At 73.3% G+C, this 22,019-nt stretch carries 22 protein-coding genes; 5 read left to right on the plus strand and 17 right to left on the minus strand.

Translation table 11 applies throughout. The annotated features are described in order from the left end of the window. The first annotated feature begins 14 nt into the window (after window positions 1-14). Window positions 15-1,139, plus strand: a complete 1,125-nt coding sequence (locus GA0070613_RS06445) for an AI-2E family transporter (RefSeq protein WP_231929688.1) — start codon at window positions 15-17, stop codon at window positions 1,137-1,139. Between the two features lie 27 nt (window positions 1,140-1,166). On the opposite strand, the gene GA0070613_RS06450 is transcribed toward GA0070613_RS06445, so the two are convergent. Then, complete coding sequence (locus GA0070613_RS06450) at window positions 1,167-1,820, minus strand: dienelactone hydrolase family protein (protein WP_089015791.1); 654 nt, start codon at window positions 1,818-1,820, stop codon at window positions 1,167-1,169. Between the two features lie 118 nt (window positions 1,821-1,938). On the opposite strand from GA0070613_RS06450, the gene GA0070613_RS06455 reads away from it, so the two are divergent. The 3 genes from GA0070613_RS06455 (at window position 1,939) to GA0070613_RS06465 (ending at window position 2,915) form a co-directional block, all read left to right on the plus strand. Continuing rightward, window positions 1,939-2,331, plus strand: a complete 393-nt coding sequence (locus GA0070613_RS06455) for a MerR family transcriptional regulator (RefSeq protein ID WP_089011458.1) — start codon at window positions 1,939-1,941, stop codon at window positions 2,329-2,331. Continuing rightward, entirely contained in the window at window positions 2,301-2,648 is a 348-nt protein-coding gene (locus GA0070613_RS06460; RefSeq protein ID WP_089011459.1) for a thioredoxin family protein, read from the plus strand. Before GA0070613_RS06455 ends, GA0070613_RS06460 begins: the two co-directional genes overlap by 31 nt. A gap of 87 nt (window positions 2,649-2,735) precedes the next feature. Then, a complete protein-coding gene (locus GA0070613_RS06465; RefSeq protein ID WP_089011460.1) occupies window positions 2,736-2,915 on the plus strand; it encodes a hypothetical protein in 180 nt (59 codons plus the stop codon). A gap of 54 nt (window positions 2,916-2,969) precedes the next feature. Here GA0070613_RS06465 and GA0070613_RS06470 read toward each other — a convergent pair whose 3' ends face one another. From GA0070613_RS06470 to GA0070613_RS06510, 9 genes are all read right to left on the minus strand, one after another. Then, entirely contained in the window at window positions 2,970-5,342 is a 2,373-nt protein-coding gene (locus tag GA0070613_RS06470; RefSeq protein ID WP_089011461.1) for a glycoside hydrolase family 65 protein, read from the minus strand. Beyond that, a complete protein-coding gene (locus GA0070613_RS06475) occupies window positions 5,339-6,088 on the minus strand; it encodes a beta-phosphoglucomutase family hydrolase (RefSeq protein ID WP_089011462.1) in 750 nt (249 codons plus the stop codon). Before GA0070613_RS06475 ends, GA0070613_RS06470 begins: the two co-directional genes overlap by 4 nt. Before the next feature lie 52 nt (window positions 6,089-6,140). Then, window positions 6,141-6,608: a DUF4442 domain-containing protein gene (locus GA0070613_RS06480; protein WP_089011463.1), complete on the minus strand. Its 468-nt coding sequence runs from the start codon at window positions 6,606-6,608 to the stop codon at window positions 6,141-6,143. Window positions 6,609-6,667: 59 nt separating this feature from the next. After that, the gene (locus GA0070613_RS06485) at window positions 6,668-7,972 is read right to left on the minus strand and encodes an ABC transporter ATP-binding protein (protein WP_089011464.1); all 1,305 of its coding nucleotides are present in this window, start codon (window positions 7,970-7,972) and stop codon (window positions 6,668-6,670) included. Between the two features lie 105 nt (window positions 7,973-8,077). Beyond that, window positions 8,078-10,306, minus strand: a complete 2,229-nt coding sequence (locus tag GA0070613_RS06490; RefSeq protein ID WP_089011465.1) for a bifunctional glycosyltransferase/CDP-glycerol:glycerophosphate glycerophosphotransferase — start codon at window positions 10,304-10,306, stop codon at window positions 8,078-8,080. Between the two features lie 17 nt (window positions 10,307-10,323). Continuing rightward, complete coding sequence (locus tag GA0070613_RS06495; RefSeq protein WP_089011466.1) at window positions 10,324-12,273, minus strand: DUF5941 domain-containing protein; 1,950 nt, start codon at window positions 12,271-12,273, stop codon at window positions 10,324-10,326. Next, a complete protein-coding gene (locus GA0070613_RS06500) occupies window positions 12,270-13,010 on the minus strand; it encodes an ABC transporter ATP-binding protein (RefSeq protein ID WP_089011467.1) in 741 nt (246 codons plus the stop codon). The genes GA0070613_RS06495 and GA0070613_RS06500 overlap by 4 nt, the downstream gene beginning before the upstream one ends. After that, complete coding sequence (locus GA0070613_RS06505; RefSeq protein ID WP_089011468.1) at window positions 13,011-13,838, minus strand: ABC transporter permease; 828 nt, start codon at window positions 13,836-13,838, stop codon at window positions 13,011-13,013. A gap of 60 nt (window positions 13,839-13,898) precedes the next feature. Continuing rightward, on the minus strand, window positions 13,899-15,269 hold the full coding sequence (locus tag GA0070613_RS06510) for an L-serine ammonia-lyase (RefSeq protein WP_089011469.1): 1,371 nt from the start codon (window positions 15,267-15,269) through the stop codon (window positions 13,899-13,901). Window positions 15,270-15,589: 320 nt separating this feature from the next. Between GA0070613_RS06510 and GA0070613_RS06515 the strand changes: the two genes are divergently transcribed. After that, window positions 15,590-15,796 carry a PspC domain-containing protein gene (locus tag GA0070613_RS06515; RefSeq protein WP_089011470.1) on the plus strand — a complete coding sequence of 69 codons (207 nt, stop codon included), beginning with the start codon at window positions 15,590-15,592 and terminating at the stop codon, window positions 15,794-15,796. A gap of 54 nt (window positions 15,797-15,850) precedes the next feature. Here GA0070613_RS06515 and GA0070613_RS06520 read toward each other — a convergent pair whose 3' ends face one another. The 7 genes from GA0070613_RS06520 to pdxH all read right to left on the minus strand — a co-directional run bounded on the left by GA0070613_RS06520 (window position 15,851) and on the right by pdxH (window position 21,955). Beyond that, on the minus strand, window positions 15,851-16,615 hold the full coding sequence (locus GA0070613_RS06520) for a DUF4230 domain-containing protein (RefSeq protein WP_089011471.1): 765 nt from the start codon (window positions 16,613-16,615) through the stop codon (window positions 15,851-15,853). Window positions 16,616-16,714: 99 nt separating this feature from the next. After that, window positions 16,715-17,875, minus strand: a complete 1,161-nt coding sequence (locus tag GA0070613_RS06525) for an acyl-CoA dehydrogenase family protein (protein ID WP_089011472.1) — start codon at window positions 17,873-17,875, stop codon at window positions 16,715-16,717. Window positions 17,876-17,907: 32 nt separating this feature from the next. Further along, window positions 17,908-18,213 carry a type II toxin-antitoxin system VapB family antitoxin gene (locus tag GA0070613_RS06530; RefSeq protein WP_089011473.1) on the minus strand — a complete coding sequence of 102 codons (306 nt, stop codon included), beginning with the start codon at window positions 18,211-18,213 and terminating at the stop codon, window positions 17,908-17,910. 180 nt (window positions 18,214-18,393) lie between these two features. Next, complete coding sequence (locus GA0070613_RS06535) at window positions 18,394-18,996, minus strand: nitroreductase family protein (protein ID WP_089011474.1); 603 nt, start codon at window positions 18,994-18,996, stop codon at window positions 18,394-18,396. An 18-nt stretch (window positions 18,997-19,014) separates the two neighbouring features. Then, window positions 19,015-19,944, minus strand: coding sequence for an aldose 1-epimerase family protein (locus GA0070613_RS06540; RefSeq protein WP_089011475.1), 930 nt, complete (start codon window positions 19,942-19,944; stop codon window positions 19,015-19,017). Window positions 19,945-20,027: 83 nt separating this feature from the next. Then, window positions 20,028-21,329: an MFS transporter gene (locus GA0070613_RS06545; protein ID WP_089011476.1), complete on the minus strand. Its 1,302-nt coding sequence runs from the start codon at window positions 21,327-21,329 to the stop codon at window positions 20,028-20,030. Further along, complete coding sequence (pdxH, locus tag GA0070613_RS06550; protein WP_089015792.1) at window positions 21,326-21,955, minus strand: pyridoxamine 5'-phosphate oxidase; 630 nt, start codon at window positions 21,953-21,955, stop codon at window positions 21,326-21,328. The genes GA0070613_RS06545 and pdxH overlap by 4 nt, the downstream gene beginning before the upstream one ends. Window positions 21,956-22,019: the final 64 nt, after the last annotated feature.

Below are 22,019 nucleotides of genomic sequence, written 5' to 3' on the forward strand. Positions count from 1 at the left end.
CGAGGAGGACCGACGTGGTCGAGGACGGTACCGGGCGGACGCCCGAGGTGACGGCGGAGCGCACCCGCGCGGCGGGACCCCGACAGGCCTGGGCGGGCCTGCCCTGGCCGGTCCGGACCGCGGTGACGTGGAGCGCCTGCCTGGTGGTGGTGATCGCCGGGCTGTGGCTGCTGGGCAAGATCGCGGTGCTGCTGGCGCCGCTGGCCATCGCGCTGGCCGGGACGCTCTTCCTCACCGCGCTGCTCGACCCGGTGCTGCTCCTGCTGCGCCGGCTCCGGGTGCCGGCGGCCCCCGCCGCCCTGCTCACCATCCTGCTGCTGCTCGGGGTCCTGGTCGGGGTGGGCGTGCTGGTGTGGAACCTGACCGCGAGCCAGTTCGGTGAGCTGAGCCAGCAGCTCGACCAGGGCCTGGAACGCAGCCGCGACTTCGTCACCTCCACCCTGCCGATCACCGACGCCCAGCTGGACCGGCTGATCCAGCAGACCCGGGACGGGCTGAGCGGCAGCGCCCCCGACCCGATCGGCGGGGCGCGCACCGCCGCCGAGGTGGCCGGTTCCGTGCTGCTGGCGCTGGTGCTGCTCTTCTTCCTGCTCAAGGACGGCCGGTCCATGTGGCGGTGGGTGCTGCGCCGGATGACCGGTCCGAACCGGGCGGTCACCGCGGAGGCCGGCCGGGTCGGCTGGCGGACGCTCGGCTCGTACAGCCGGGGCACGATGATCATCGCGGCGATCGACGCGATCGGCATCGGCCTGGCGCTGGTGCTGCTCGGGGTGCCGCTGGCCCTGCCGCTGGCGCTGATCACCTTCCTCGGCGGGTTCGTGCCGATCATCGGCGCAACGGTGGCGGGCGCGGTGGCGGTGCTGGTCGCCCTCGCCGCGAACGGCCCGACGACCGCGCTGCTCACGCTGGCCGCGGTGATCGCCGTCCAGCAGATCGAGGGCAACCTGCTGGAGCCGCTGATCATGAAGCGTCAGGTGCAGCTGCACCCCGCGGTCATCCTGGTCGTGGTCACGGCCGGCACCCTGATCGCCGGCATCGCCGGCGCCTTCGTCTCGGTGCCCATCGCCGCCGTCACCTGGCGGATCATCGACACCGTCCAACGCCACCGCGAGCCGGCGACCGGGTCCGCCCACACCTGAGGCCGCGGCGCCAGCGCAAGCCGTGGATCAGGCCGGGACGGCGAGCCGGTTGGCGAACCAGCCGGCGGCGTGGTCGGCGACCTGGTCGAGGGTGCCGGGTTCCTCGAAGAGGTGGGTGGCGCCGGGGACGATCCGCAGCTCCGCGACGTCCCCCAGCTTGGCCTGCGCCTGCTCGTTGAGCACGATCACCTCCTCGTCCAGCCCACCCACCAGCAGCAGCGTCGGCGCCCGGACCTGCGACAGTGCGGTGCCGGCCAGGTCCGGTCGGCCGCCACGGGAGACCACCGCCCGGACCCGCTCCGGGCGGGCGGCCGCGGCGACCAGGGCGGCCGCGGCGCCGGTGCTGGCGCCGAAGAGGCCGACCGGCAGCGGGCCGAGGTCCGGGTCGGTGGCCATCCAGTCCACGATCGCGGCCAACCGGTCGGCCAGCATCCCGATGTCGAAGCGCAGCTCGGCGGTACGGGCGTCCACCGCGTCCTCCGCCGGGGTGAGCAGGTCGACCAGCACGGTGGCCAGCGACCGGTCGTTGAGCACGTGGGCCACCGCGACGTTGCGCGGGCTGTGCCGGGAACTGCCGCTGCCGTGGGCGAAGAGCACCACCCCCGTCGCCCGCTCGGGAATGATCAGGTCGGCCGGCAGGCCGTCCGCGACCACCGGGATCGTCACCTCGCGCGTACGCATCTGCGACCTCCACACGTTGCCGATCGCGCGCATACCCCGCTGAGACCCCTGTTCACCTGTTGCGTTGACGCCGACGACAAGGTTTAGCGTGGCGTCGAGGGCGGGCGAGGGAGGTCGGATGCTGATCGGTGAGCTGGCGGAACGTGCCGCCACGAGCACCCGCACCCTGCGGTACTACGAGACCCGGGGACTGGTACGACCACGCCGCTCGGCCAACGGCTACCGGGTGTACGACGAGGCCGAGCTGCGCGTGGTGCACGAGATCCGGGCGCTGTTGGCGGTGGGCTTCGACCTCGACGACATCCGGCCGTTCGTGGCCTGCCTGCGGGCCGGCAACAGCTCCGGCGACGTCTGCCCGGACTCGGTCGCCGTGCTGCGCCGCAAGCTCGCCGAGGTGGACGACTACCTCGACCGGCTCGGCACGGTACGGCGGCAACTGCACGACCAGTTGGCCCAGGCGATCGCCCACCGGGAGAAGACATGCCTCAGGACACGGAACAGGCCCGACTGACCACGGTCACCGACGACACGTTCGCCGCGACGGTGCTGGCCAGCACCCGGCCGGTGGTGGTCGACTTCTGGGCGGAGTGGTGCCCGCCCTGCCGGGCGGTCTCGAAGCACCTGGCCGAGCTGGCCGAGGAGTTCGGCGACGCGCTGCTCTTCGCCGCGCTCAACTCCGACGAGAATCCGGCCACCACCCGGGCGTACGGGGTGATGTCCATGCCGACGCTGCTGGTCTTCCGGGGCGGCGAGGTGGTCGGCTCGATCGTCGGCGCCCGGCCCAAGAACCACCTCCGGCTGAGCTTCGCGCGACACCTCGAGGGGTGAGCGGCCGTTTGCCGGCGGGTCGAGCGGGAAGGCGCGGAGGGACCGTAGATCGGCGCAGCCGCGCCCCGACGGATCGCGAGGATCGTCATGGCTCAGCAGCAGGACAGGTCCCGGCAGCAGATCGCCGAGCTTGAACGGCAGGAAAAGGACGCCGAGCACGCCCGGAACTTCGGGGACGAGGCGGCCGAGGCCCGGACACCGGAGGACCGGCGGGCGGTGGCGCCCCGGGACGCGGGCGGCCGCCCGTCCAACGGCCGCCAGTTCTGACCGCACCGGCGCGTCCCCGCCCGCCCGGGCGGGGACGCGCCGCGTGCCAGCCACTCAGGTCGCGTGCTCGGGCAGGTGCAGCAGGGGCGCCCGGCCGGGCGGCTGCTCCGGCGCCGGCCCGGACGGGTGGGCCGGCGGCACCGGCACGGTGACCGGCTGGTCTCGGGTGACCCGGATCGTCTCGCCGTGGTGGCGCAGCTCCAGCACGGCGTCCGGCCCGGCGTGCCGCAGCGAGTACGTCGTCTGGTGCGGCCGGACGTCCACGCGCAGGTGCATCGACCGCCACTGCAGCGAGAACTCGAGTCGGCTGAGCCGGCTGGAGAGCCGCGGCGAGAAGGAGAGCGTCCCGTCGTGGTCGCGCAGGCCGCCGAAGCCGGCGACCAGGGCCATCCAGGCGCCGGCCAGCGAGGCCATGTGCACGCCGTCGCGAGTGTTCTCGCTCAGGTCGTGCAGGTCCATCAGGGCGGCCTCGCGCAGGTAGCGGTGGGCCAGCTCCGGGTGACCCACCTCGGCCGCCATCACCGCCTGGGTGCAGGCCGACAGCGACGAGTCGCGGACCGTCCGGCGCTCGTAGTAGAGGAAGTTGCGCACCTTCTGCTCGCCGGTGAACGCGTCGCCCCGCCAGTGCATGGCGAGCACCAGGTCGGCCTGCTTGATCACCTGCTTGCGGTACAGGTCGAAGTACGGGTAGTGCAGCAGCAGCGGGTACTTCTCGGGCGGGGTGTGCTCGAAGTCCCACTCCTGCAACCGGGTGAAGCCCTCGACCTGCGCGTGCACGTCCAGGTCCTCGTCGTACGGGACGTGCATGGCGTTGGCGGCGTCCCGCCAGGCGGCCGCCTCCTCCTCGCTCACCCCGAGGTCGAACGCCTGGTCCCGGCGGCGCATCGCGCAGTCGGCGGCGGTCAGCAGGTTCCGCTGCGCCATCAGGTTGGTGTAGATGTTGTCGTCCTTGACCGCGGTGTACTCGTCCGGGCCGGTCACCCCGTCGATGTGGAACTGGCCGTTGCGGTCGTGGTGCCCCAGCGAGCGCCACAGCCGGGCGGTCTCCACCAGCAGCTCGAGGCCGATCTCCTGTTCGAGCGTGTCGTCCCCGGTGACCAGGAGGTACCGCCGCAGCGCGTCGGCGACGTCGGCGGCGATGTGGAACGCGGCCGTGCCCGCCGGCCAGTACGCCGACGACTCGGGGCCATCGATGGTCCGCCATGGGAAGGCGGCGCCCTCCAGGTTCAGGGTCCGGGCGCGCTCGTGCGCCTGGGCCAGGGTGGAGTGCCGCCAGTACAGCGCGTCCCGGGCCGCGCTCGGCTGGGTGTACGTGAGCACCGGCAGGACGAACATCTCGGTGTCCCAGAACGCGTGTCCGTCGTAGCCCGGGCCGGTCAGCCCCTTGGCGGAGATCGGCCGCCGCTCGGCCCTGGCACCGGCCTGGAGCACGTGGAACAGCCCGAAGCGGACGGCCTGCTGGACCTCCGGGTCGCCCTCCACCCGGACGTCGGCGGCGTCCCAGAACTCGTCGAGGTACTCCCGCTGCTCCCGGCGCAGCCCGTCCCAGCCGTCCAGCCGGGCGGCGGCCTCGGCCGCGCCGACCTGGTCGCGCAGGGCCGGCAGGGACCGCCGGCTGGACCAGCCGTACGTCAGGTACTTGACCACCCGCAGCGTCTGGCCGGGCTTGAGCACGCAGCCGACGGTGGTCCGGACCCAGTCCTCGTACCCCTCGGACTCGATGGTGGTCCGCTCGGGGCCGTGCACGTCGTGCGCCATGGCGGCGGCGACCCGGAGCCCGCTGACCTTGGTGCGGTGGATCAGCAGCCCGCCGTCGTCGGTGGTCAGCTCCTCCTCGGCCTGCAACGGCGACTCCAGTACGGCGGCCACCCGGGGGTCGCGGCTCTGCGCCGGCAGGGTCTCGTTCGCGACCAGCTCGGACTGGAGGATCAGCCGGATCGGCCCGTCGACCGCCTCGACCTCGTAGTTGATCATGGCGACGGACCGCTGGGTGAACGACACCAGCCGGGTGCTGCGGACCTTGACCTCCCGCCCGGCCGGCGATCGCCAGTGCAGCTCCCGGTGCAGGGTGCCGGCGCGCAAATCGAGCACCCGCTCGTGGGAGAGGAGCTCGCCGTACCGGACGTCGAGCGGCTCGTCGTCGACGAGCAGCCGGATCAGCTTGCCGTTGGTGACGTTGACGATGGTCTGGCCCGACTCGGGGAAGCCGAACCCGGCCTCCGCGTACGGCAGCGGACGCAGCTCGTAGAAGGAGTTGAGGTAGGTGCCGGGCAGGCCGTGCGGCTCACCCTCGTCCAGGTTGCCGCGCAGCCCGACGTGCCCGTTGGAGAGGGCGAAGACCGACTCGGACTGGGCCAGCACGTCCATGTCGAGGCGGACCTCCCGGACGTGCCACGGCTCGACCGGATAGGCCCGTTCGCGGATCATGCCGCCAGCTCCTTCAGCAGCTCGGCGAGGTCGGTGACCACCACGTCGGCGCCGTGCGCGCGCAGCTCGTCGGCCTGGCCGACCCGGTCGACCCCGACCACGTGCCCGAAGCCGCCGGCCCTACCGGCGGCCACCCCGGCCAGGGCGTCCTCGAAGACGGCGGCGTTCGCCGGGGCGACCCCGAGCAGTTCGGCGCCGGCGAGGAAGGTGTCCGGGTGCGGCTTGCCGCGCAGCCCCCGCTCCCGGGCGACCACCCCGTCGACCCGGGCCTCGAGCAGCCGGTCCAGTCCGGCGGCGGCGACCACGTCCCGGCAGTTGGCGCTCGCCGAGACCACGGCCCGGCGCAGCCCGGCGGCGGCGGCCGCCTCCAGGTAGGCCACCGAGCCGGGGTAGACCTCGACGCCGTCGGTGTGGATCCGCTTGAGGAGGATGACGTTCTTGCGGTTGCCCACCCCGTGCACCGTGTCCGCCTCGGGCGGGTCGTCCGCCGTCCCCTCGGGGAGGGTGATCCCGCGGGAGGCCAGGAAGGAGCGCACCCCGTCGGCGCGCGGCTTGCCGTCCACGTACCGGTTGTAGTCCGGTCCCGGGTCGAACGGGCGGTACGGCTCGCCGGTCGCCGCTGCGCGGTCCCGCAGGAACGCGTTGAAGGTCTCGGTCCAGGCGGCGTTGTGCACCCGGGCGGTCTGCGTCAGCACACCGTCCAGATCGAAGAGACAGGCGGTCACATGAGCGGGTAGGCCCAGCACCCTTCGAATCTATCCAGCGGATCGGCCGGGCAAACCCGATTCGCGCGGGCCGTCAGCGGTTCGGGCGCAGCGTCCAGACCACGGTCAGCACGGAGGTGACCGTCCCGTCCTCGGTGCCGATCTCGATCTCGACCGGGAACTCGGGCCGCTTGCCGGCGTCCAGTTCGGCGAGCACCTCGGCCGGCGGGCGACCGAGTCGGGCGGTGGCGAGCACCGGGCCCAGGGCGACCTTCTGGTACGCGATCTCCGCCCGGACGGCCAGCGGCACCGCCCGGTCGAGCACCGGCCCGAACGCGACGAGCACCACCGCGCCGGAGGCGGTCTCCCCGAGGGTGAACATCGCCCCGGCGTGCGGGCCGCCGACGTGGTTGTGGGTGGCCGGCGAGTCGGGGAGCCGGACGACGGCCCGGACCCCGCCCTCCGCCTCCGGCGCGACCTCGACGAATTCGATTCCGAGCGTGCGGGCGAACGGCACGGCCTCCAGCAGACCGGCCGCTACCTGGCGAGAGTCGATGGACATGCCCAGACGCTACTCGTCGGTAACTTCCCCGGCAAGACCCCGTCGGCCAGGCATCACGCTCACCGCCAGCCGACGTCGATCCGGTCGCCGCGCTCGTCGAAGAAGTGCAGCGCGTCCATCCGGACCTGCACGGCCAGCGGGTGACCCGCCGACACGGCCGGGTACGGGGCGAGCCGGACCGCCAGCTCGGCCGGTCGGCGGTGGTGCCGGCCCGGGTCGTTGAGCACACTGGTCCGGTTACCCCCGCCGGTGGGCGCGGAGACCGGCGCCTCGGCGGCCCGGCCGGCCAGCCGCTGCATCACCTGGCCGAACCGGCGCAGGCCGCGCTGGCCGTTCTCGCCGGACTCCACCGGGCCACCCATCTCGTCCACCACGATCGCGGTGGCGCCGATGTCGAGGAAGGCCAGCGACTCGTGCCCGTGGTGTTCCAGGTAGCGGATCCGCCCCTGGAGCACGTGTCCCGGGGTGTCCGGGGTGACCGGGGTGAGCGCCTCGGCCCGCATCCCCACCACGATCCGCTCGCCGTGGTAGTGCGCCACCGCCCGGCTGCGGATGTCGTCCCAGGGCAGGTAGAGCGCCTGCTCGCCGAGGTTGAGCGTCACGTACCGGTCGAGGTGGACGTAGACCGAGGCCTCCAGCAGGTTCATCCGCGGGCTGCCCAGGAACGCGGCGACGTAGAGGGTGGCCGGCCGGCCGTACACCTGGGTGGGGGTGCCGACGTCCTGGAGCACCCCCTTGCGCATGATGGCGACCCGGTCGGCCATGGTGAGCGCCTCGGCCTGGTCGTGGGTGACGTAGATGGTGGTGACGCCCAGCTCCCGGGTGAGACCGGAGATCTCCGCCCGCAGCTCCGCGCGGAGCCCGCTGTCCAGGTTCGACAGCGGCTCGTCCATCAGGAACAGCCCCGGGCGGCGCACTATCGCCCGCCCCATCGCCACCCGCTGCCGCTGGCCGCCGGAGAGCTGGCTCGGCTTGCGGCCGAGCACGTCGCCGATGCCCAGCGCGCCGGCCACGTCGGTGACCCGCTCACCGCGGGGCGTCGGCTCCACCCCGGCCAGGCGCAGCGGGAACGCGATGTTGTCGCCCACCGTCATGTGCGGGTAGAGCGCGAAGTCCTGGAAGACCATGGCGATCTTCCGCTCCCGGGGTGACAGGTCGTTGGCCAGCTCGCCGCCGAGCAGCACCGCGCCGGTGGTCGGGTCCTCCAGACCGGCCACCATCCGCAGCACGGTCGACTTGCCGCAGCCGGACGGGCCGAGCAGCACCATGAACTCGCCGTCGTCGACGTCCAGATTGATGGTGTCGACCGCGATTGTCCCGTCCTGGAACACCTTGGTCACATCCTTGAGTGCGACGGTGCTCACCGTCTCCTCCCCCAGCTCGTCGGCCGAACCCGGGAATGACTGTGACCAGGATCATTCGATCAGCACATCGGGTAAACGTGCCATGTTCGTCTCGTGACAGGCGTGTTACGCACGCATCGGTCCGTCACGATGGCTCGGCACGCTCTCCGCCGGCTCGTCGAGGAAGACCCGGCGGACCACCCGCTCGGCGGCGTGCCCGTCGTCCAGTGCGCAGAACCGGGCCCGGAAGCATTGCCGGGCCTGCTCGGCGGCCGTCGACCGGACCGCGTCGGAGCGGAACACTTCGAGCAGTTCGGGGAAGTCCCGGGCCACTGCGCCCGGCGGCTCCGCCAGCAGGTCGAAGTAGACGCCCCGGGCCACCCGGTACGCCTCCCAGTCCGGCGCGTAGACGATGATCGGCCGGTCCAGGACGGCGTAGTCGAACATCGCCGACGAGTAGTCGGTGACCAGCACGTCCGCGGCGAGGTAGAGGTCCTCAACCCGGTCGTGGGAGCTGACGTCGAGCAGCTGGGCCGCCGTCGGCCCACGGGGCCTGCGGTCCCGGTCGTGGAAGTAGTGACTGCGCATCAGCAGCCGGCTGGCCGGGCCCAGCACGTCGAGCAGCCGGTCCGGGTCGAACGGCGGCCGCCAGCCCGGCAGGTGCTCCCGGTGGGTCGGCGCGTAGAGCACCACCCGCTCGTCAGGGTCGATGCCCAGCTCCGCCCGGACCTTCTGGACCTCGTCCGGGGTGGCCAGCGCCAGCCGGTCGTTGCGCGGGTAGCCGATCTCCAGCGTGGTGTACGCGGCCGGGTACGCCCGCTCCCACATCTGCGTGGAGAAGCTGTTCGAGCTGACGCTGTAGTCCCAGCGGTCCACCCGGTGCAGCAGCCGGGCGAAGTCCATCCGCATCGCGCCGACCGGGTACCGCTGCTGGTCCAGCCCCATCACCTTGATCGGTGTGCCGTGGTGGGTCTGCAGGTGCACCGAGCCGGGCCGCTTGCGGACGAAGTCCGGGAAGTTGACGTTGTTGACCAGCCAGCGGGCCCGGGCCAGGGCCCGGTAGTAGGCGGGGGTGCCGGCGACGACGTACTCCACCCCGGGCGGGACCGTGCCGACCCGGTCCCGCCGGACGATCCACACCCCGCGTACGTGCGGGGCGAGTTGGCGGGCGGCGGCGTACACGGCGGCCGGGTTGCAGGCGTACCCCCGGTACCAGTAGGCGGCGTAGACGGCGAGCGTCGGGTCGATCGGCCGGCGCAGCTCGGCCCGGTAGTACTCGCGCAGCAGCGCGTCCCGGGACCGCCGCGCGGTCCGCCGGGCCACCGGCAGCACCCGCCGGCGGGCCTGTCGCACCGAGCGCCGGGCGGCGTCCCCGGCCTGGTTCGCGCCGCGCAGGGCGCTGAAGGTACGCCACCGGCCCGCCGCCACCAGCCGGTGCTTCACCCCCTCGACGCCGCCCGGGACCGGGTACCCGCCGGGCGGCCGGAACCGGTTGAAGTCGGCGTGGATCTGGGCGAAGAACGCGGGCCGCAGCTCCGGGACGATCCGGTCGCAGTTGCCGAGCACGGTCAGGTAGTGCCAGATCATCCGCTCGAAGACGGCGGGCCGCAGCTCCGCGACCGCCGGCCCCCACCGGTCCATCAGCCGGAACACCCGGTGCCACTGGGCGAACACCTCGAAGTGCCGGTCGCCCCGGGTCCGGGTGATCGCCCCGGTCCGCCGCTGCCGGTAGTTGACGCAGACCCGGTCCAGCACCCCGATCCGGTCGGCGGCCATCAGGGCGGGATAGCTGAACGAGACGTCCTCGTACCAGCCGGGCGCGAAGCGCAGGCCCCGGTCGACCAGGAACTCCCGGCGGACCACCCGGTTCCACGCCGTGTGCAGCAGACACATCGTCTCCGGCCGGTCCCGCAGCCGGAACGCCTCCTCGCCGGGCGGCTCGGGGAAGACGTCCCGCATGGCGCTGCGCGTCGCCGTGTTGTTCCAGTGGGCCCGGACGTGGTCGACGATCAGCACGTCGGGGCGGGTGGCGACCAGCCGGTCGGCGACGTGCGGCAGGCAGCCGGTGACCAGCCAGTCGTCGCCGTCGACGAACCAGACGTACTCGCCGACGGCCCGGTCCAGCCCGATGTTGCGGGCCGGACCGAGGCCGGCGTTCTCGGTGAGGCGGACCGGGTGGACCCGGGGGTCGCGGGCCGCGTACTCGGTGAAGATCTCGCCGCTGTCGTCCGGGGAGGCGTCGTCGACCCCGATCACCTCCAGGTCGGCGAACGGCTGGTCGAGGATCGAGTCGAGGCATTCGCGCAGGTAGCCCTGCACCCGGAAGGCCGGTACGACGAAGCTGATCAGAGTCATCCCGGCCTGGTCCTCCGTCAGCCCGGCGAGCGGTCACCTCCGCCGACCGGGACCGGCGTCCGTCGGGCGCGGGCGGGCAGGACCACCCAGGCGAGGACCACACTCGCGACGAAAACCACGAGAAGGTACGCACCGAGTGTAGCCAGAGCGATACTCGCGATTCCGGCGATTGACGCGACCGCCAGCACGGCCGACCGGCCCTCCCAGCCCAGCGTGGCGGCGTGCAGCGGCGGGGCCGCCTGCCGCTTCTCCAGCCGGGCGGTCAGGTCGTAGTGGTGCAGGGCGAGCACGAGGACGTACCCGAAGATCAGCCAGGCCGGGGCCCGGCCGGCCACCCCGACGGCGATCGCGAAGAGGTACTCGCCGGCCCGCAGCGCGGCCGGCACCAGCCAGTCCAGCGGCCCGGCGTGCGCCGCCCGCGCGCCGAACCCGGCGACGAGCAGGACCAGCAGGCCCACCGGCACCGCCCAACCCGGCAGCCGGTCGTCGGCGTGCACGGTGCGCAGCGCGGCGACCAGCAGCACCGCCGCGCCCAGCGCGCCGAACGCCGCCAGCGCCAGCGGCCCGCGCGCGGCCGGCAGGGAACGGGCCAGCGGTCCGTCGTCGCGGTGCAGGGTGGCGTCGACCGTGGTCAGCACCGGCACCCGCATCCAGCGGGCCCGCAGCGTCCGCAACGCCCCGGTGTACGCGAACGCCGACGTCCCCCAGATCAGCACCGCGCAGAGCGCCACCAGCGGGCCGAACAGCGCGGCGGTCAGCGCCATCAACGCCCACCGCTCGCCGATCGGGAAGACCACCGTCCGCTTCAGCCAGTACGACACCGAGCCGGTGTCCGCCTGCACCTTCGTCGAGGCGGCGTTCAGCTTCCCGCCGATGCCGCCGGCGTCCCCGGTCGCCGGGCGGGGGCGGCGGGCGGCCTCGTCGTGCAGCACGCCGTACCAGGTGTCGGTCATGTGCCGGACGGTCTGCAGGGTCATCGCGGCGATGGCGAGAGCCCAGCCGTAGCGGAAACCGGCGTGCGTGGCGCCGTAGCCGAGGCCGGCGTAGACCAGGTACTCCTTGGCCCGGTCGGCCATGGTGTCCAGCCAGCCGCCCCAGGCGCTGAAGTGCCGGGTGTAGCGGGCCAGCTGGCCGTCCACGCAGTCCAGCACGAAGCCCAGGTAGAGCAGGACCGCGCCGGCGACCAGCGCGGGCCGCCCACCGACGCCGAAGAGCACCGCCGCGGCCACCGCGAAGGCCACCGAGATCATGGTGACCGCGGTCGGGCCCAGCCCGATCCGGGCCGCCGCCTTCGTCACGTACGGCGACCAGGTGCTGACGAAGAACGTGGTGAAGAAGTCGTCCCGCTCCTTCACCGACAGGCGCAGCTCGGCCTTGTCCTCGTCGACCGCGGCGACGGCCGCCTCGGCGGCGGCCCGGCCGGCTGGATCGACGACCCGGTGCGCGACGAGGAGGCGTACCCGGTGGGCGAAGATCAGCGGTACGCACGCCGCCAGACCGGCGAAGAGCCGGTCCACCGCGGACCCGGCCGTCGCGGGCGCGGCTCCGGTCGCGGCCGACCGGGCGGCGGCGGCCAGGGCCGGCAGGTCGCCGACGCCGACCCGCAGCGCGCCGCCGAAGACGCCGGTGGCGTCGGGCAGCTCGCCGGGGGCGCCGACCGCGACCACCTGGCCGCGCTCCTCCCGGACCGCGACCTGCCCGGGCGCGGGCGGGTCGGTGAGCACCAACGCCACCGTCGGCCCGACCGGGCTGGTCGCCAGGTGCTTGAGTACGGCGGTGTGCGCCACCAGGTCCGCACCGCTGACCAGCACCGGGCCGGTGGCGGCGGCCACCAGCGCGGCCAGCTCGGACAGGTCGGCGGCCACCCGCACGTCGGCCATGCCGGCTCGCCGCCACTGCCCGGCCAGGCGCTCCGCGGCGTCCGTCCCGCCCGCCGCGTCGGCGGCGAGCACGATCGCGAGCGTCACCGCTGCGCCGCGCTGGCGTAGGCGGCGAGCGCCTCGTCGATCGTCCCGTCGACGGTCAACCGTCCCGCGTCGAGGTAGAGCCCCCGACGACAGAACCGGGTGAGGTCCTTTTCGTTGTGTGACACCAGCACCAGCGTGCGCCCTTCCGCGAGAAGTCGCTCGATGGTCGCATAACACTTCGCGCGGAACTCCGCGTCCCCGACCGCGGTCACCTCGTCCACCAGCAGGACGGGGTGCGGCAGGTGCGCGATCACCGCGAAGCCGAGCCGGACCTTCATCCCGGACGAGTAGTGGCGTACCGAGGTGTCGATCGAGCGCTCGATCTGCTCGCCGGCGAACGAGACGATCTCGTCGAAGTGCCGGCGCAGGTAGCCGGTGGAGAGCCCGTGCAGGCCGCCGACCAGGTAGAGGTTCTCCCGGCCGGTCAGGTCGTTGGAGAACCCGGCGGAGAGTTCCAGCAGCGGCGCCACGTCCCCGTTGACCCGGATCCGGCCCTCGTCCGGGATCAGCACCCCGGCGATCAGCCGGAGCAGCGTGCTCTTCCCGGTGCCGTTGCGCCCCACCACGCCGACCGTCTCGCCCGGCTCGACCCGGAACGACACGTCACGCAGCGGCCAGAACTGGCCGGCGGCCGCGGTCCGCCCGCCCCGGTGGATGAGCAGTTCCCGCAGCCGGAGCTGGCGGCGCCGGTTGCGGACGAAGCGGATGCCGAGGCCCTCCGCCTCGATGATCGCCATTCACAGTTCCTTGAGCACGGCGGGTTCGAGCCGACGGAACGACCACCAGCCGACCACCAGCAGCAGCAGGCTGCCCAGCACGGTGGTGGCGAGCAGCCGGGCGTCCGGGAACTCGTCCGGGTACCAGATCGCGTGGTGCAGCTGGAAGATGCCGACCAGCGGGTTCAGCTCGTAGGCCACCTTGACCCAGGTGGGCATGCCCGAGTCCCGGACCAGGCTGAGCGGGTAGATGATCGGGGTGGCGTAGAAGAGCACCCGGATGATCAGCCGCATGAACCGCTCGATGTCGCGCATCAGCACGTTGAGCGCCGACAGCAGCAGGGAGATCCCCACCAGCAGGACGAGCTGCACGGTCACCGCCAGCGGCAGGGCGAGCAGGGACCAGCCGGGGTGGATCTTCCCGTGCGCGGCGTAGACCGCGGCGATACCGATCAGGATGGGCAGGCCGGCGGCGTACTCGGCGAAGCGGCCGGTGACCCGGCCGATCGGGAAGACCTGACGGGGCACGTTCATGGTGGTGATCAGCCGGGCCTGGCCGGTCAGCGCGTTCGTCGCCTCGTTGATCGCGGAACTGGCCCACATCCAGGCGAAGATGCCGGTGATCAGGAAGAGCGGGTACGACCCCGCCGCGGCGCCCAGGTGCCGGCGGGTGGCCCCGGAGTAGAGCACCCCGAAGACGAACCAGTAGATCGCGCCCATGCCGAGCGGCTCGATCAGCGACCAGAGGTAACCCAGGACCGACTGCTGGTACTTCACCGCGAGGTCCCGCTTGACCAGGATGCGCAGCGAGTTGCGGGCCGACCAGAGCGCCGCGACGGCTGACGTCACCGACCCCTCCTCGCTGCGCGCCGCCCGCCGGCGGCGTCGGATCGGGTCACCCCGGCAGGTTCAGCACTCGATCACGTTGACCGCCAGGCCGCCGCGCGCCGTCTCCTTGTACTTGACCTTCATGTCGGCGCCCGTCTCCCGCATGGTCTTGATGACCTTGTCCAGCGAGACGGCGTGCACCCCGTCGCCGCGCAGCGCCAGCCGGGCGGCCGTGATCGCCTTGATGCTAGCCACCGCGTTCCGCTCGATGCAGGGGATCTGCACCAGGCCCCCGACCGGGTCGCAGGTGAGTCCCAGGTTGTGCTCCATGCCGATCTCGGCCGCGTTCTCCACCTGCTCCGGGGTGCCGCCCAACGCCTCGGCGAGCCCGGCGGCCGCCATCGAACAGGCCGAGCCGACCTCGCCCTGGCAGCCGACCTCGGCCCCGGAGATCGAGGCGTTCTCCTTGAACAGCACCCCGATCGCGCCGGCGGCCAGCAGGAAGCGGACCACCCCCTCGTCGGAGGCGTCCGGCACGAACCGGGTGTAGTAGTGCAGCACCGCCGGGATGATGCCCGCCGCCCCGTTCGTCGGCGCGGTGACCACCCGGCCGCCGGCCGCGTTCTCCTCGTTCACCGCCAGGGCGAAGAGGGTGACCCAGTCCATCGCCCGCAGCGGGTCGGTGGAGTCGACCTCCGCCTCCAGGCTGCGCCGCAGTTCGGCCGCCCGGCGCCGCACCTTCAGCCCACCCGGCAGGGTGCCGTCCCGCTCGCAGCCGCGCTCGACGCACTCCCGCATCACCCGCCAGATCTCCAGCAGCCCGGCCCGCACCTCCCCCTCGGTACGCCAGGACAGCTCGTTGGCGAGCATCACCTCGCTGATCGACAGCCCGGTGCCGGTGGTGACCGTCAGCAGCTCGGCGCCGGTCAGGAAGGGGTGGCGCACCCGGGTGGTGTCCGGGACGATCCGGTCCGCCCCGGCTGCCGCCTCGTCGACCACGAACCCGCCGCCCACCGAGTAGTACGTGCGGACCCGGACCTGCCCCCCGGCCGCGTCGTACGCCGCGAACGTCATCCCGTTCGGGTGGTACGGCAGCGACCGGCGACGGTGCAGCACCAGGTCCCGGTCCGGGTCGAAGTCGATCTCCTGGGCGCCGAGCAGGCTGAGTCGCCGCTCGGCGCGGATCCGGTCCACCCGCGGCCCCACCGTGTCGGTGTCGACCGTCTCCGGGGACTCGCCCTCCAGCCCGAGCAGCACCGCCCGGTCGCTGCCGTGGCCGTGCCCGGTGGCGCCGAGCGACCCGAAGAGCTCGGCCCGCACCCGCGCGGTGTCGGCGAGGAGCCCGTCCGCCTTGAGCCCGGTCACGAAGGTCCGGGCCGCTCGCATCGGCCCGACGGTGTGCGAGCTGGACGGCCCGATGCCGACGCTGAAGAGGTCGAAAACACTGATCATGGCTGCGCTTCCTCGCCGTCGTACCCGTTGTGCGGAGTCCGGCCCGGTCGTGCCGACCCCGGTCCGGGGCGGGCTGGCGGGTGCCCGGGGTGTGGGCGCCCGACCGGCGAGCCTACCCGCCCAGGTCACCCCCCGTCCGCGCGTGCCCCGGGGCAGCCGGCACCGGCACGATCCGGCACGGCGCGTCGGCGTCGACCCCGCCGGGTAAGTACCTACGGGTGCCGGGGACGCCGATCCTCCTCGGGGCCGAGGGCGGGACGGCCACCCGTTCCTAGCGTTGAAGACAGCGCGGCGGACCGCCGCAGAGTGGGAGTACGACGATGAGTCGCAAACTGGTCCGGCCCCGTCAGGGGCGCATGCTCGCCGGTGTCTGCGCCGGCCTGGCGCAGCGGTTCGGCATGTCGGCCGGCATGATCCGGCTGTTGTTCCTGCTGTCGCTGCTGCTGCCCGGCACCCAGGTGATCGTCTACCTGGTGCTGTGGATCCTGATGCCGAACGAGGACCGCTACGCGGCCACCCGCTACTGATCCCCGGACGCGACGCGCCCGCCCCGGCCCGGGGCGGGCGCGTCGCGTACCCGGTCAGGGGGCGGTGTAGGTGATGGTCACCTTCTCGTAGCCCAGCGAACGCAGCAGCCCTTCCAGCATCTTCCGGGTGTTCTCCTCGGCACGGGCGGTCAGCCCGCTGTCCCGAGCGGCGGCGGTGATCCGGTCCTCGGCCAGCTTGTACACCTGCTGCTGCCGGTTGGGGTCGCCCTTCACCAGCTCGTTCAGCCGGTTGAGCAGGCCACGCTGCTCGGCGAAGACGTAGCTCTTCTCCAGGTCGAGGTTGGTCTCGCCGAGCTGCGGCGCGGGGAGTTTGATCTCCACCGACTTCCCGTCGGCGGAGACGACCACCGCCCCGTCAGCGATCTTGGCGAAGTCGACGTACGCCTCGACGCTGCCCGCCCCGACGAAGAGCGTCCGCTCGTTGAGCAGGAACTCCGGCACGTTCTGCCGGTCGTTCTGCAGGTCGACGACCACCTGGAAGTTGCCCTCGGCGGCCACGTACCGGCTGAGGTCGCGGATCGACTTCAGCAGCGGCGGCTGGCTGCGGTCGGTCTGCTGCTTGGCGAACGGGTTGCGGAAGTCGGGCAGGATCCCGGTGGCCTGCACGCCGAGCAGCACCACCACCGCCAGCGTGGCCGCGCCGAGCACCCAGAGCAGGCCACGGGCCGGGCCACCGGGTGACGCCGGGGCGCCGGGCGCCGACTCGGGTGGGACGTCCGACCGGGCCCGGAGGTCGTCGCCGGTCGGGTAACCGGGGAACTCCCTGGTGGGCTCGTTGATGCCACCGTCGCGTGCCATCGCCCTCACCGTCCTCGTCAGACTGTTCGCCTGATGATGACGGTACGTCCCCGGTACGACACCCGCTCGGTGAGCGACCCGAACGGCTGAACCCGCAGGTCAGGCGAACGCGGACAGTCCGGTCAGCCGCTGCCCGATGACCAGCTGGTGGATCTCCGAGGTGCCCTCGTAGGTCAGCACGCTCTCCAGGTTGTTGGCGTGCCGCATCACCGGGTACTCGCCGGAGACGCCGTTCGCGCCGAGGATCGTCCGGCACTCCCGGGCGATCGCCAGCGCCTCCCGCACGTTGTTCAGCTTGCCGACGCTGACCTGCTCGGGGCGCAGCTTCCCGGCGTCGGCGAGCCGGCCCAGGTGCAGCGCGAGCAGCAGGCCCTTGTTCCACTCGACCGCCATGTCGGCGAGCTTGGCCTGGGTGAGCTGGAAGCCGGCCAGCGGCCGGCCGAACTGGGTCCGGGTGGTCGCGTACGACAGGGCCGCCTCCAGGCAGTCGCGGGCCGCGCCGAGCGCACCCCAGACGATGCCGTGCCGGGCCTCGGTCAGGCAGCTCAGCGGCGCCTTGAGCCCGATCGCCTCGGGCAGCCGGGCGTCCGCGGGCAGCCGGACATCGTCGAGGGCGATCTCGCCGGTCAGCGACGCGCGCAGCGACATCTTGTGCCGGATCTCCCGCGCCGTCACCCCGGGCGTGTCCATCGGTACGGCGAAACCGCGCACGCCCTCGTCGGTGCGCGCCCAGATCACCCCGACGTCGGCGATCGGCGCGTTGGTGATCCACATCTTGGCGCCGGACAGGATCCAGTCGTCGCCGTCGCGGCGGGCCCGGGTGGCCATCGACGCCGGGTCGGAGCCGTGGTCCGGCTCGGTCAGGCCGAAGCAGCCGATCGCCTCGCCCGCCGCCATCGCGGGCAACCAGCGCTGCTTCTGCTCCTCGCTGCCGAACCGCCAGATGGCGTACATGGCCAGCGAACCCTGCACCGAGACCAGCGAGCGGACGCCGGAGTCACCGGCCTCCAGCTCCAGGCAGGCCAGCCCGTACGCGACGGCGGAGGCGCCGGCGCAGCCGTACCCGGTCAGGTGCATGCCGAGCAAACCGAGCTTGCCGAACTCCCGGGCCAGTTCGCGGGCGGGCACCTGGCCGTCCTCGTACCAGCCGGCGACGTGCGGGCGTACCCGGTCTTCGACGAGCTGGCGCACGACGGCCCGGATCTGCCGCTCCTCCTCGCTGAGCGACGCGTCGATGTCCAGCAGGTCGAGAGGGCTCATGGGGGTCACCTTAACGAGTCTTCAGGCGGGGGTCACTCGGCCTGACCGCTGAGCACCAGCACCCGGGCGTGGATCTGGTTGCGCTGCTGGAGCGCCGCGCGCAGCGCCCGGTGCAGGCCGTCCTCCAGGTAGAGGCCGCCGTTCCACTGCACGACGTGCGGAAAGAGATCGCCGTAGAAGGTCGAGTCCTCGGCGAGGAGCTTGTCCAGCGCCAGCTCCCGCTTGGTGGTGATGAGCTGGTCGAGCCGCAGCGGGCGCGGCGGGATCTCCGCCCACTGCTTGAGCGTGAGGTTGTGCTCCGGGTAGGGACGTCCGTCCCGGACCGCTCTGAAGATCACGGCACGCTCCCCTCCCCTCGATCCGGCCGGCCCCCGGCGCCGCGCCGGTGAACGGCGGGGCACCGCGCGGCGTGGCGCTGATGTCCGTGCCAGCCTAGCCGCCCTCGCCACACTGCGTTTTGCTCCCTCATGTCGGTTTCGCTACCGCTCGTACCCCTGGCGCGACGGGACGAATCGCACTCAACTCCACCGACCCCGGCGAACCACCTCACCGACCGGGCGCCGGCCCCGGCGCAGCGACGGCGACCGGTGGTCGGGCGCCGGGTAACCCACCGTCACCGCGCCGATCGGCTGGTACTCGGCGGGCACCCCGAACGCCTCCCGGTAGGCGTCGAGCCGCTGCGGCGGGATGCCGAAGAAGCATGCGCCCAGCCCCTCGTCCACCGCGGTGAGCAGCATCAGCAGGGCGGCGAAGCCGGTGTCGACGTACCAGTAGGGCACCGGCCACCGCTCGGCCGAGCGGTCCGCCCAGCCCTTGTCCGGCTCGGCGTACCGCTCCAGGTACGCCGAGCGGTTCGCGTGCGGCACCACGATCAGCGGCGCCCGGCGCATCCCGGCGAGCCAGCGTTCCCGGCCCCCGCCGCCCGGGGTGGCCGCCGTCCAGAACCGCTCCCGGTCCTCCGGCGTCTCCAGCACCAGGAAGCCCCAGCCCTGCGCGAAGCCCGCCGACGGCGCCCGCACCGCGTGGTCCAGCAGCCGGTCCACCACGTCGGGCGGGACCGGGCGGTCCGGGTCGTAGTTGCGCACCATCCGGCGGCGCCGGACCACCTCGGCGAACTCCATGCCGCTGCCCCGCGCCGCTCAGACGCCGGGCCGGACGCCCCAGGCGCCCCGCCAGGTCTGCCCGGGCTTCAGCACGATCACGTCCTTGCCGGAGCGGAACGCGTCCGCCGGGCAGGTCATCGGCTCCACCGCGACCGAACGGCGGTGCCGCTCCCCGCTGAGGGTGTCGCCGGTGAAGACCTGCCACCAGCCGAATTCCCGGTCCGCCCAGACGTGCACGGCGGCCGAGCCGTCCGGCGCGGCGAGGGTCACCGCCGAGCCGCCGTCGTCGTCCCGGACGATGTCGCCGAAGGCCACGTCGAGCACCGCGCCGCCGATCGCGCGGGGCTCGGTGAAGTCGTACTCGGTGCCGGCGACCGGGGTGGCTGCGATCGGCAGCAGCCGGCCGTCCAGCAGCACCCGGGTGCGCCCCGGCACCCGCAGCGTCAGCTCGTTCACCGGGACCCCGGGCAGCCGCAGGTAGGGGTGCATGGAGTAGCCGAACGGGCAGGGCTCGCCGCCGAGGTTGGTGGCCTCGTGCTCCACCCGCAGCCCCGCCGGGCCCACGCTCCACCGGGTGCGCAGCCGCAGCGGCCACGGGTAGCCCGGGCTCGGCGGCAGGTCGTAGCCGACCGTCACCGCGTCCGCGGACTGCTCGACCAGGTGCCAGGAGACCCAGTTGACCAGGCCGTGCATGGCGTTGTGCCGGGCCGGATCGCTGAGGTCGAGCTGCAACGACCGCTCGCCGAAGGTGTACGCCCCGTCCCGGATCCGGTTCGGCCAGGGCGCCAGCACCTGCCCGGCCGCGCCGGGGCAGAGCTCGTCCGCCGCGTACCCGTCGACGTAGTCCACCCCGTCGTGCCGGTACGCCCGCAGCCCACCGCCCACCTCGACGAGGACCGCCTCGTGGCCGTCGGCGGCAATTGTCCACTGTGCACCGGACGGTGACCGGTTCGCGGCGTGCTCCATGCCGGCGACCTTAGTCCGTGGGCCCCGGCCCCCGCTGCGCCCGGCACTACCGTCCCAGCCGGCGATCGGTCGACGCCGGCAGCTCAGTCCCGGTCGGCGCTCGCCGCGGCGGCGGCCCGATAGCGGAGCAGGGCCGGGAAGGCCACGACCAGCAGGACCGCGAGGGCGGCCGAGGCGAGGCCGCCGCCGACCCAGGCGACGCCGGTGCCGAAGCCGGCGGCCATCCCCCCGGCCCGCAGGTCGCCCAGGCGCGGGCCGCCGGCGACGACCACCGTGTTCACGCCCTGGAGCCGGCCGCGCATCCGGTCCGGCGCGTAGATCAGCAGCATCGACTGCCGCAGCACGGAGCTGACCAGGTCGGCCGCGCCGGCCAGCCCGAGCAGCAGCACCACCAGCCAGAGCTGGCGGGCCAGCCCCGCCAGGGCGATCGCGACGCCCCAACCGACCACGGCCAGCACCAGCGTCAGCCCCTGCCGGCGCAGCCGGCCGATCCACCCGGAGGTGAGGCCGCCCAGCATCGCGCCGATGGCGATGGCGCTGTAGAGCCAGCCCACCGCCGCACCCCCGCCGAAGCGCTCCTGGGCCACCTCGGGGAAGAGCGCCCGGGGCATGGCCAGGATCATCGCGATCAGGTCGATCGCGAACGAGAGCAGCAGCACCGGAGTCGTGGCCAGGTAGCGGAAGCCGTCGACGATGCTGGCCAGCCCCGCCTTGCGCGGCGTCCCGTCGCCCTCGGGGTCCGGCTCCGCCGGCATTGCCGGCAGCCGCAGGGTGGCCCACAGCGAGACGGTGAAGAGCACGGCGTCCACCGCGTACGCGATCGGCAGTCCGACGTCGGTCCGCCAGGTGGCGAAGATCAGGCCGGCGGTCAGCGGCCCGAAGACCGAGGTGGCGGTGAAGGTGGTGAAGTTGAGCGTGCTCGCCGCCGGCACCAGATCGACCGGCACCAGCCGGGGCAGGATCGCGCTGCGGGCCGGCGACGTGATCGCGAACGCGATCGACTGCACCGCCACCAGCACGAGCAGCAGCACCGGGCTGCCCACCCGGAGCAGCGCCTGCACCAGCAGCGCCAGCGTCGACACCCAGAGCAGCGCGCCCCCGGCCAGCAGCACCCGGCGCCGGTCCCGGGCGTCGGCGACCGCCCCGCCCCAGAGCCCGAAGATCAGCAGCGGCAGGAACCCGGCGACGCCGAGCAGCCCGACCCAGAGCGAGCCGCCGGTCAGCGCGAACATCTCCACCGGTACGGCGACCGCGGTGAACTGGAAGCCGAACATCGCCACGCCGTTGCCGAGCCACACCCGCCGGAACGCGGGCACGCCCAGCGGTCGCAGGTCGATCGCCCAGCGGCGCGCCCCGCGCGGCCGGGCCTCCTTGACCCCGGTCACGGCGCCAGCCGCTCGGTGACCCAGGCGCCGCCGTCGGTACGCCGGAACCGCAGCCGGTCGTGCAGCCGGCTGGCCCGTCCCTGCCAGAACTCCACCGATTCGGGGCGGACCCGCAGCCCGCCCCAGTGCGGTGGCGCCGGGATCCGCTCGACCTCGGCGAAGCGCTCGGCCACCGCCTCGTACGCCTCGTCCAGCGCGGCGCGGTCGGAGATCACCCGGGACTGGGCGCTCGCCCAGGCCCCCAGCTGGGAGCCGCGCGGCCGGCTGGCGAAGTACGCCTCGGTCTCCGCCCGGTCGACCCGTTCCACCTGCCCGGCGACGACCACCTGGCGCTGCATCGGGAACCAGGGGAAGACCAGGCTCACCCACGGGTTGGCGGCCGCCTCGGCGCCCTTGCGCGAGTCGTAGTTGGTGTAGAAGACGAAGCCCTCCGGGTCGTACCCCTTCAGCAGGACCGTCCGGCCGCTGGGACGCCCCGCGGCGTCGGCGGTGGCGACGACCATCGCGTTCGGCTCCGGAAGGGGGAACGCCACCGCGTCGGCGAACCAGCGGTCGAACTGGCTGGGCCAGTCCGGTGCCAGGTCCGCCTCGGAAAGGCCCTGGTCGGCGGTGTACTCGTTACGCATGGCCGCCGGGACCACTGTGTCGCCCGTCACGTTGCTCTTCCCCCTCGCCGGGCCGTCAGCGTCC

The organism is Micromonospora inositola, from assembly GCF_900090285.1.
Taxonomy (GTDB): Bacteria; Actinomycetota; Actinomycetes; order Mycobacteriales; family Micromonosporaceae; genus Micromonospora; species Micromonospora inositola.

What these genes read in the sequence shown, in the direction of transcription:
- GA0070613_RS06470 (WP_089011461.1), bottom strand. Translation starts at nt 5,342, where the DNA reads ATGATCCGCGAACGGGCCTATCCGGTCGAGCCGTGGCACGTCCGGGAG.
- GA0070613_RS06465 (WP_089011460.1), top strand. Translation starts at nt 2,736, where the DNA reads ATGGCTCAGCAGCAGGACAGGTCCCGGCAGCAGATCGCCGAGCTTGAA.
- GA0070613_RS06520 (WP_089011471.1), bottom strand. Translation starts at nt 16,615, where the DNA reads ATGGCACGCGACGGTGGCATCAACGAGCCCACCAGGGAGTTCCCCGGT.
- GA0070613_RS06480 (WP_089011463.1), bottom strand. Translation starts at nt 6,608, where the DNA reads ATGTCCATCGACTCTCGCCAGGTAGCGGCCGGTCTGCTGGAGGCCGTG.
- GA0070613_RS06450 (WP_089015791.1), bottom strand. Translation starts at nt 1,820, where the DNA reads ATGCGTACGCGCGAGGTGACGATCCCGGTGGTCGCGGACGGCCTGCCG.
- GA0070613_RS06515 (WP_089011470.1), top strand. Translation starts at nt 15,590, where the DNA reads ATGAGTCGCAAACTGGTCCGGCCCCGTCAGGGGCGCATGCTCGCCGGT.
- pdxH (WP_089015792.1), bottom strand. Translation starts at nt 21,955, where the DNA reads ATGCGTAACGAGTACACCGCCGACCAGGGCCTTTCCGAGGCGGACCTG.
- GA0070613_RS06535 (WP_089011474.1), bottom strand. Translation starts at nt 18,996, where the DNA reads ATGGAGTTCGCCGAGGTGGTCCGGCGCCGCCGGATGGTGCGCAACTAC.
- GA0070613_RS06490 (WP_089011465.1), bottom strand. Translation starts at nt 10,306, where the DNA reads ATGACTCTGATCAGCTTCGTCGTACCGGCCTTCCGGGTGCAGGGCTAC.
- GA0070613_RS06540 (WP_089011475.1), bottom strand. Translation starts at nt 19,944, where the DNA reads ATGGAGCACGCCGCGAACCGGTCACCGTCCGGTGCACAGTGGACAATT.
- GA0070613_RS06525 (WP_089011472.1), bottom strand. Translation starts at nt 17,875, where the DNA reads ATGAGCCCTCTCGACCTGCTGGACATCGACGCGTCGCTCAGCGAGGAG.
- GA0070613_RS06460 (WP_089011459.1), top strand. Translation starts at nt 2,301, where the DNA reads ATGCCTCAGGACACGGAACAGGCCCGACTGACCACGGTCACCGACGAC.
- GA0070613_RS06500 (WP_089011467.1), bottom strand. Translation starts at nt 13,010, where the DNA reads ATGGCGATCATCGAGGCGGAGGGCCTCGGCATCCGCTTCGTCCGCAAC.
- GA0070613_RS06510 (WP_089011469.1), bottom strand. Translation starts at nt 15,269, where the DNA reads ATGATCAGTGTTTTCGACCTCTTCAGCGTCGGCATCGGGCCGTCCAGC.
- GA0070613_RS06455 (WP_089011458.1), top strand. Translation starts at nt 1,939, where the DNA reads ATGCTGATCGGTGAGCTGGCGGAACGTGCCGCCACGAGCACCCGCACC.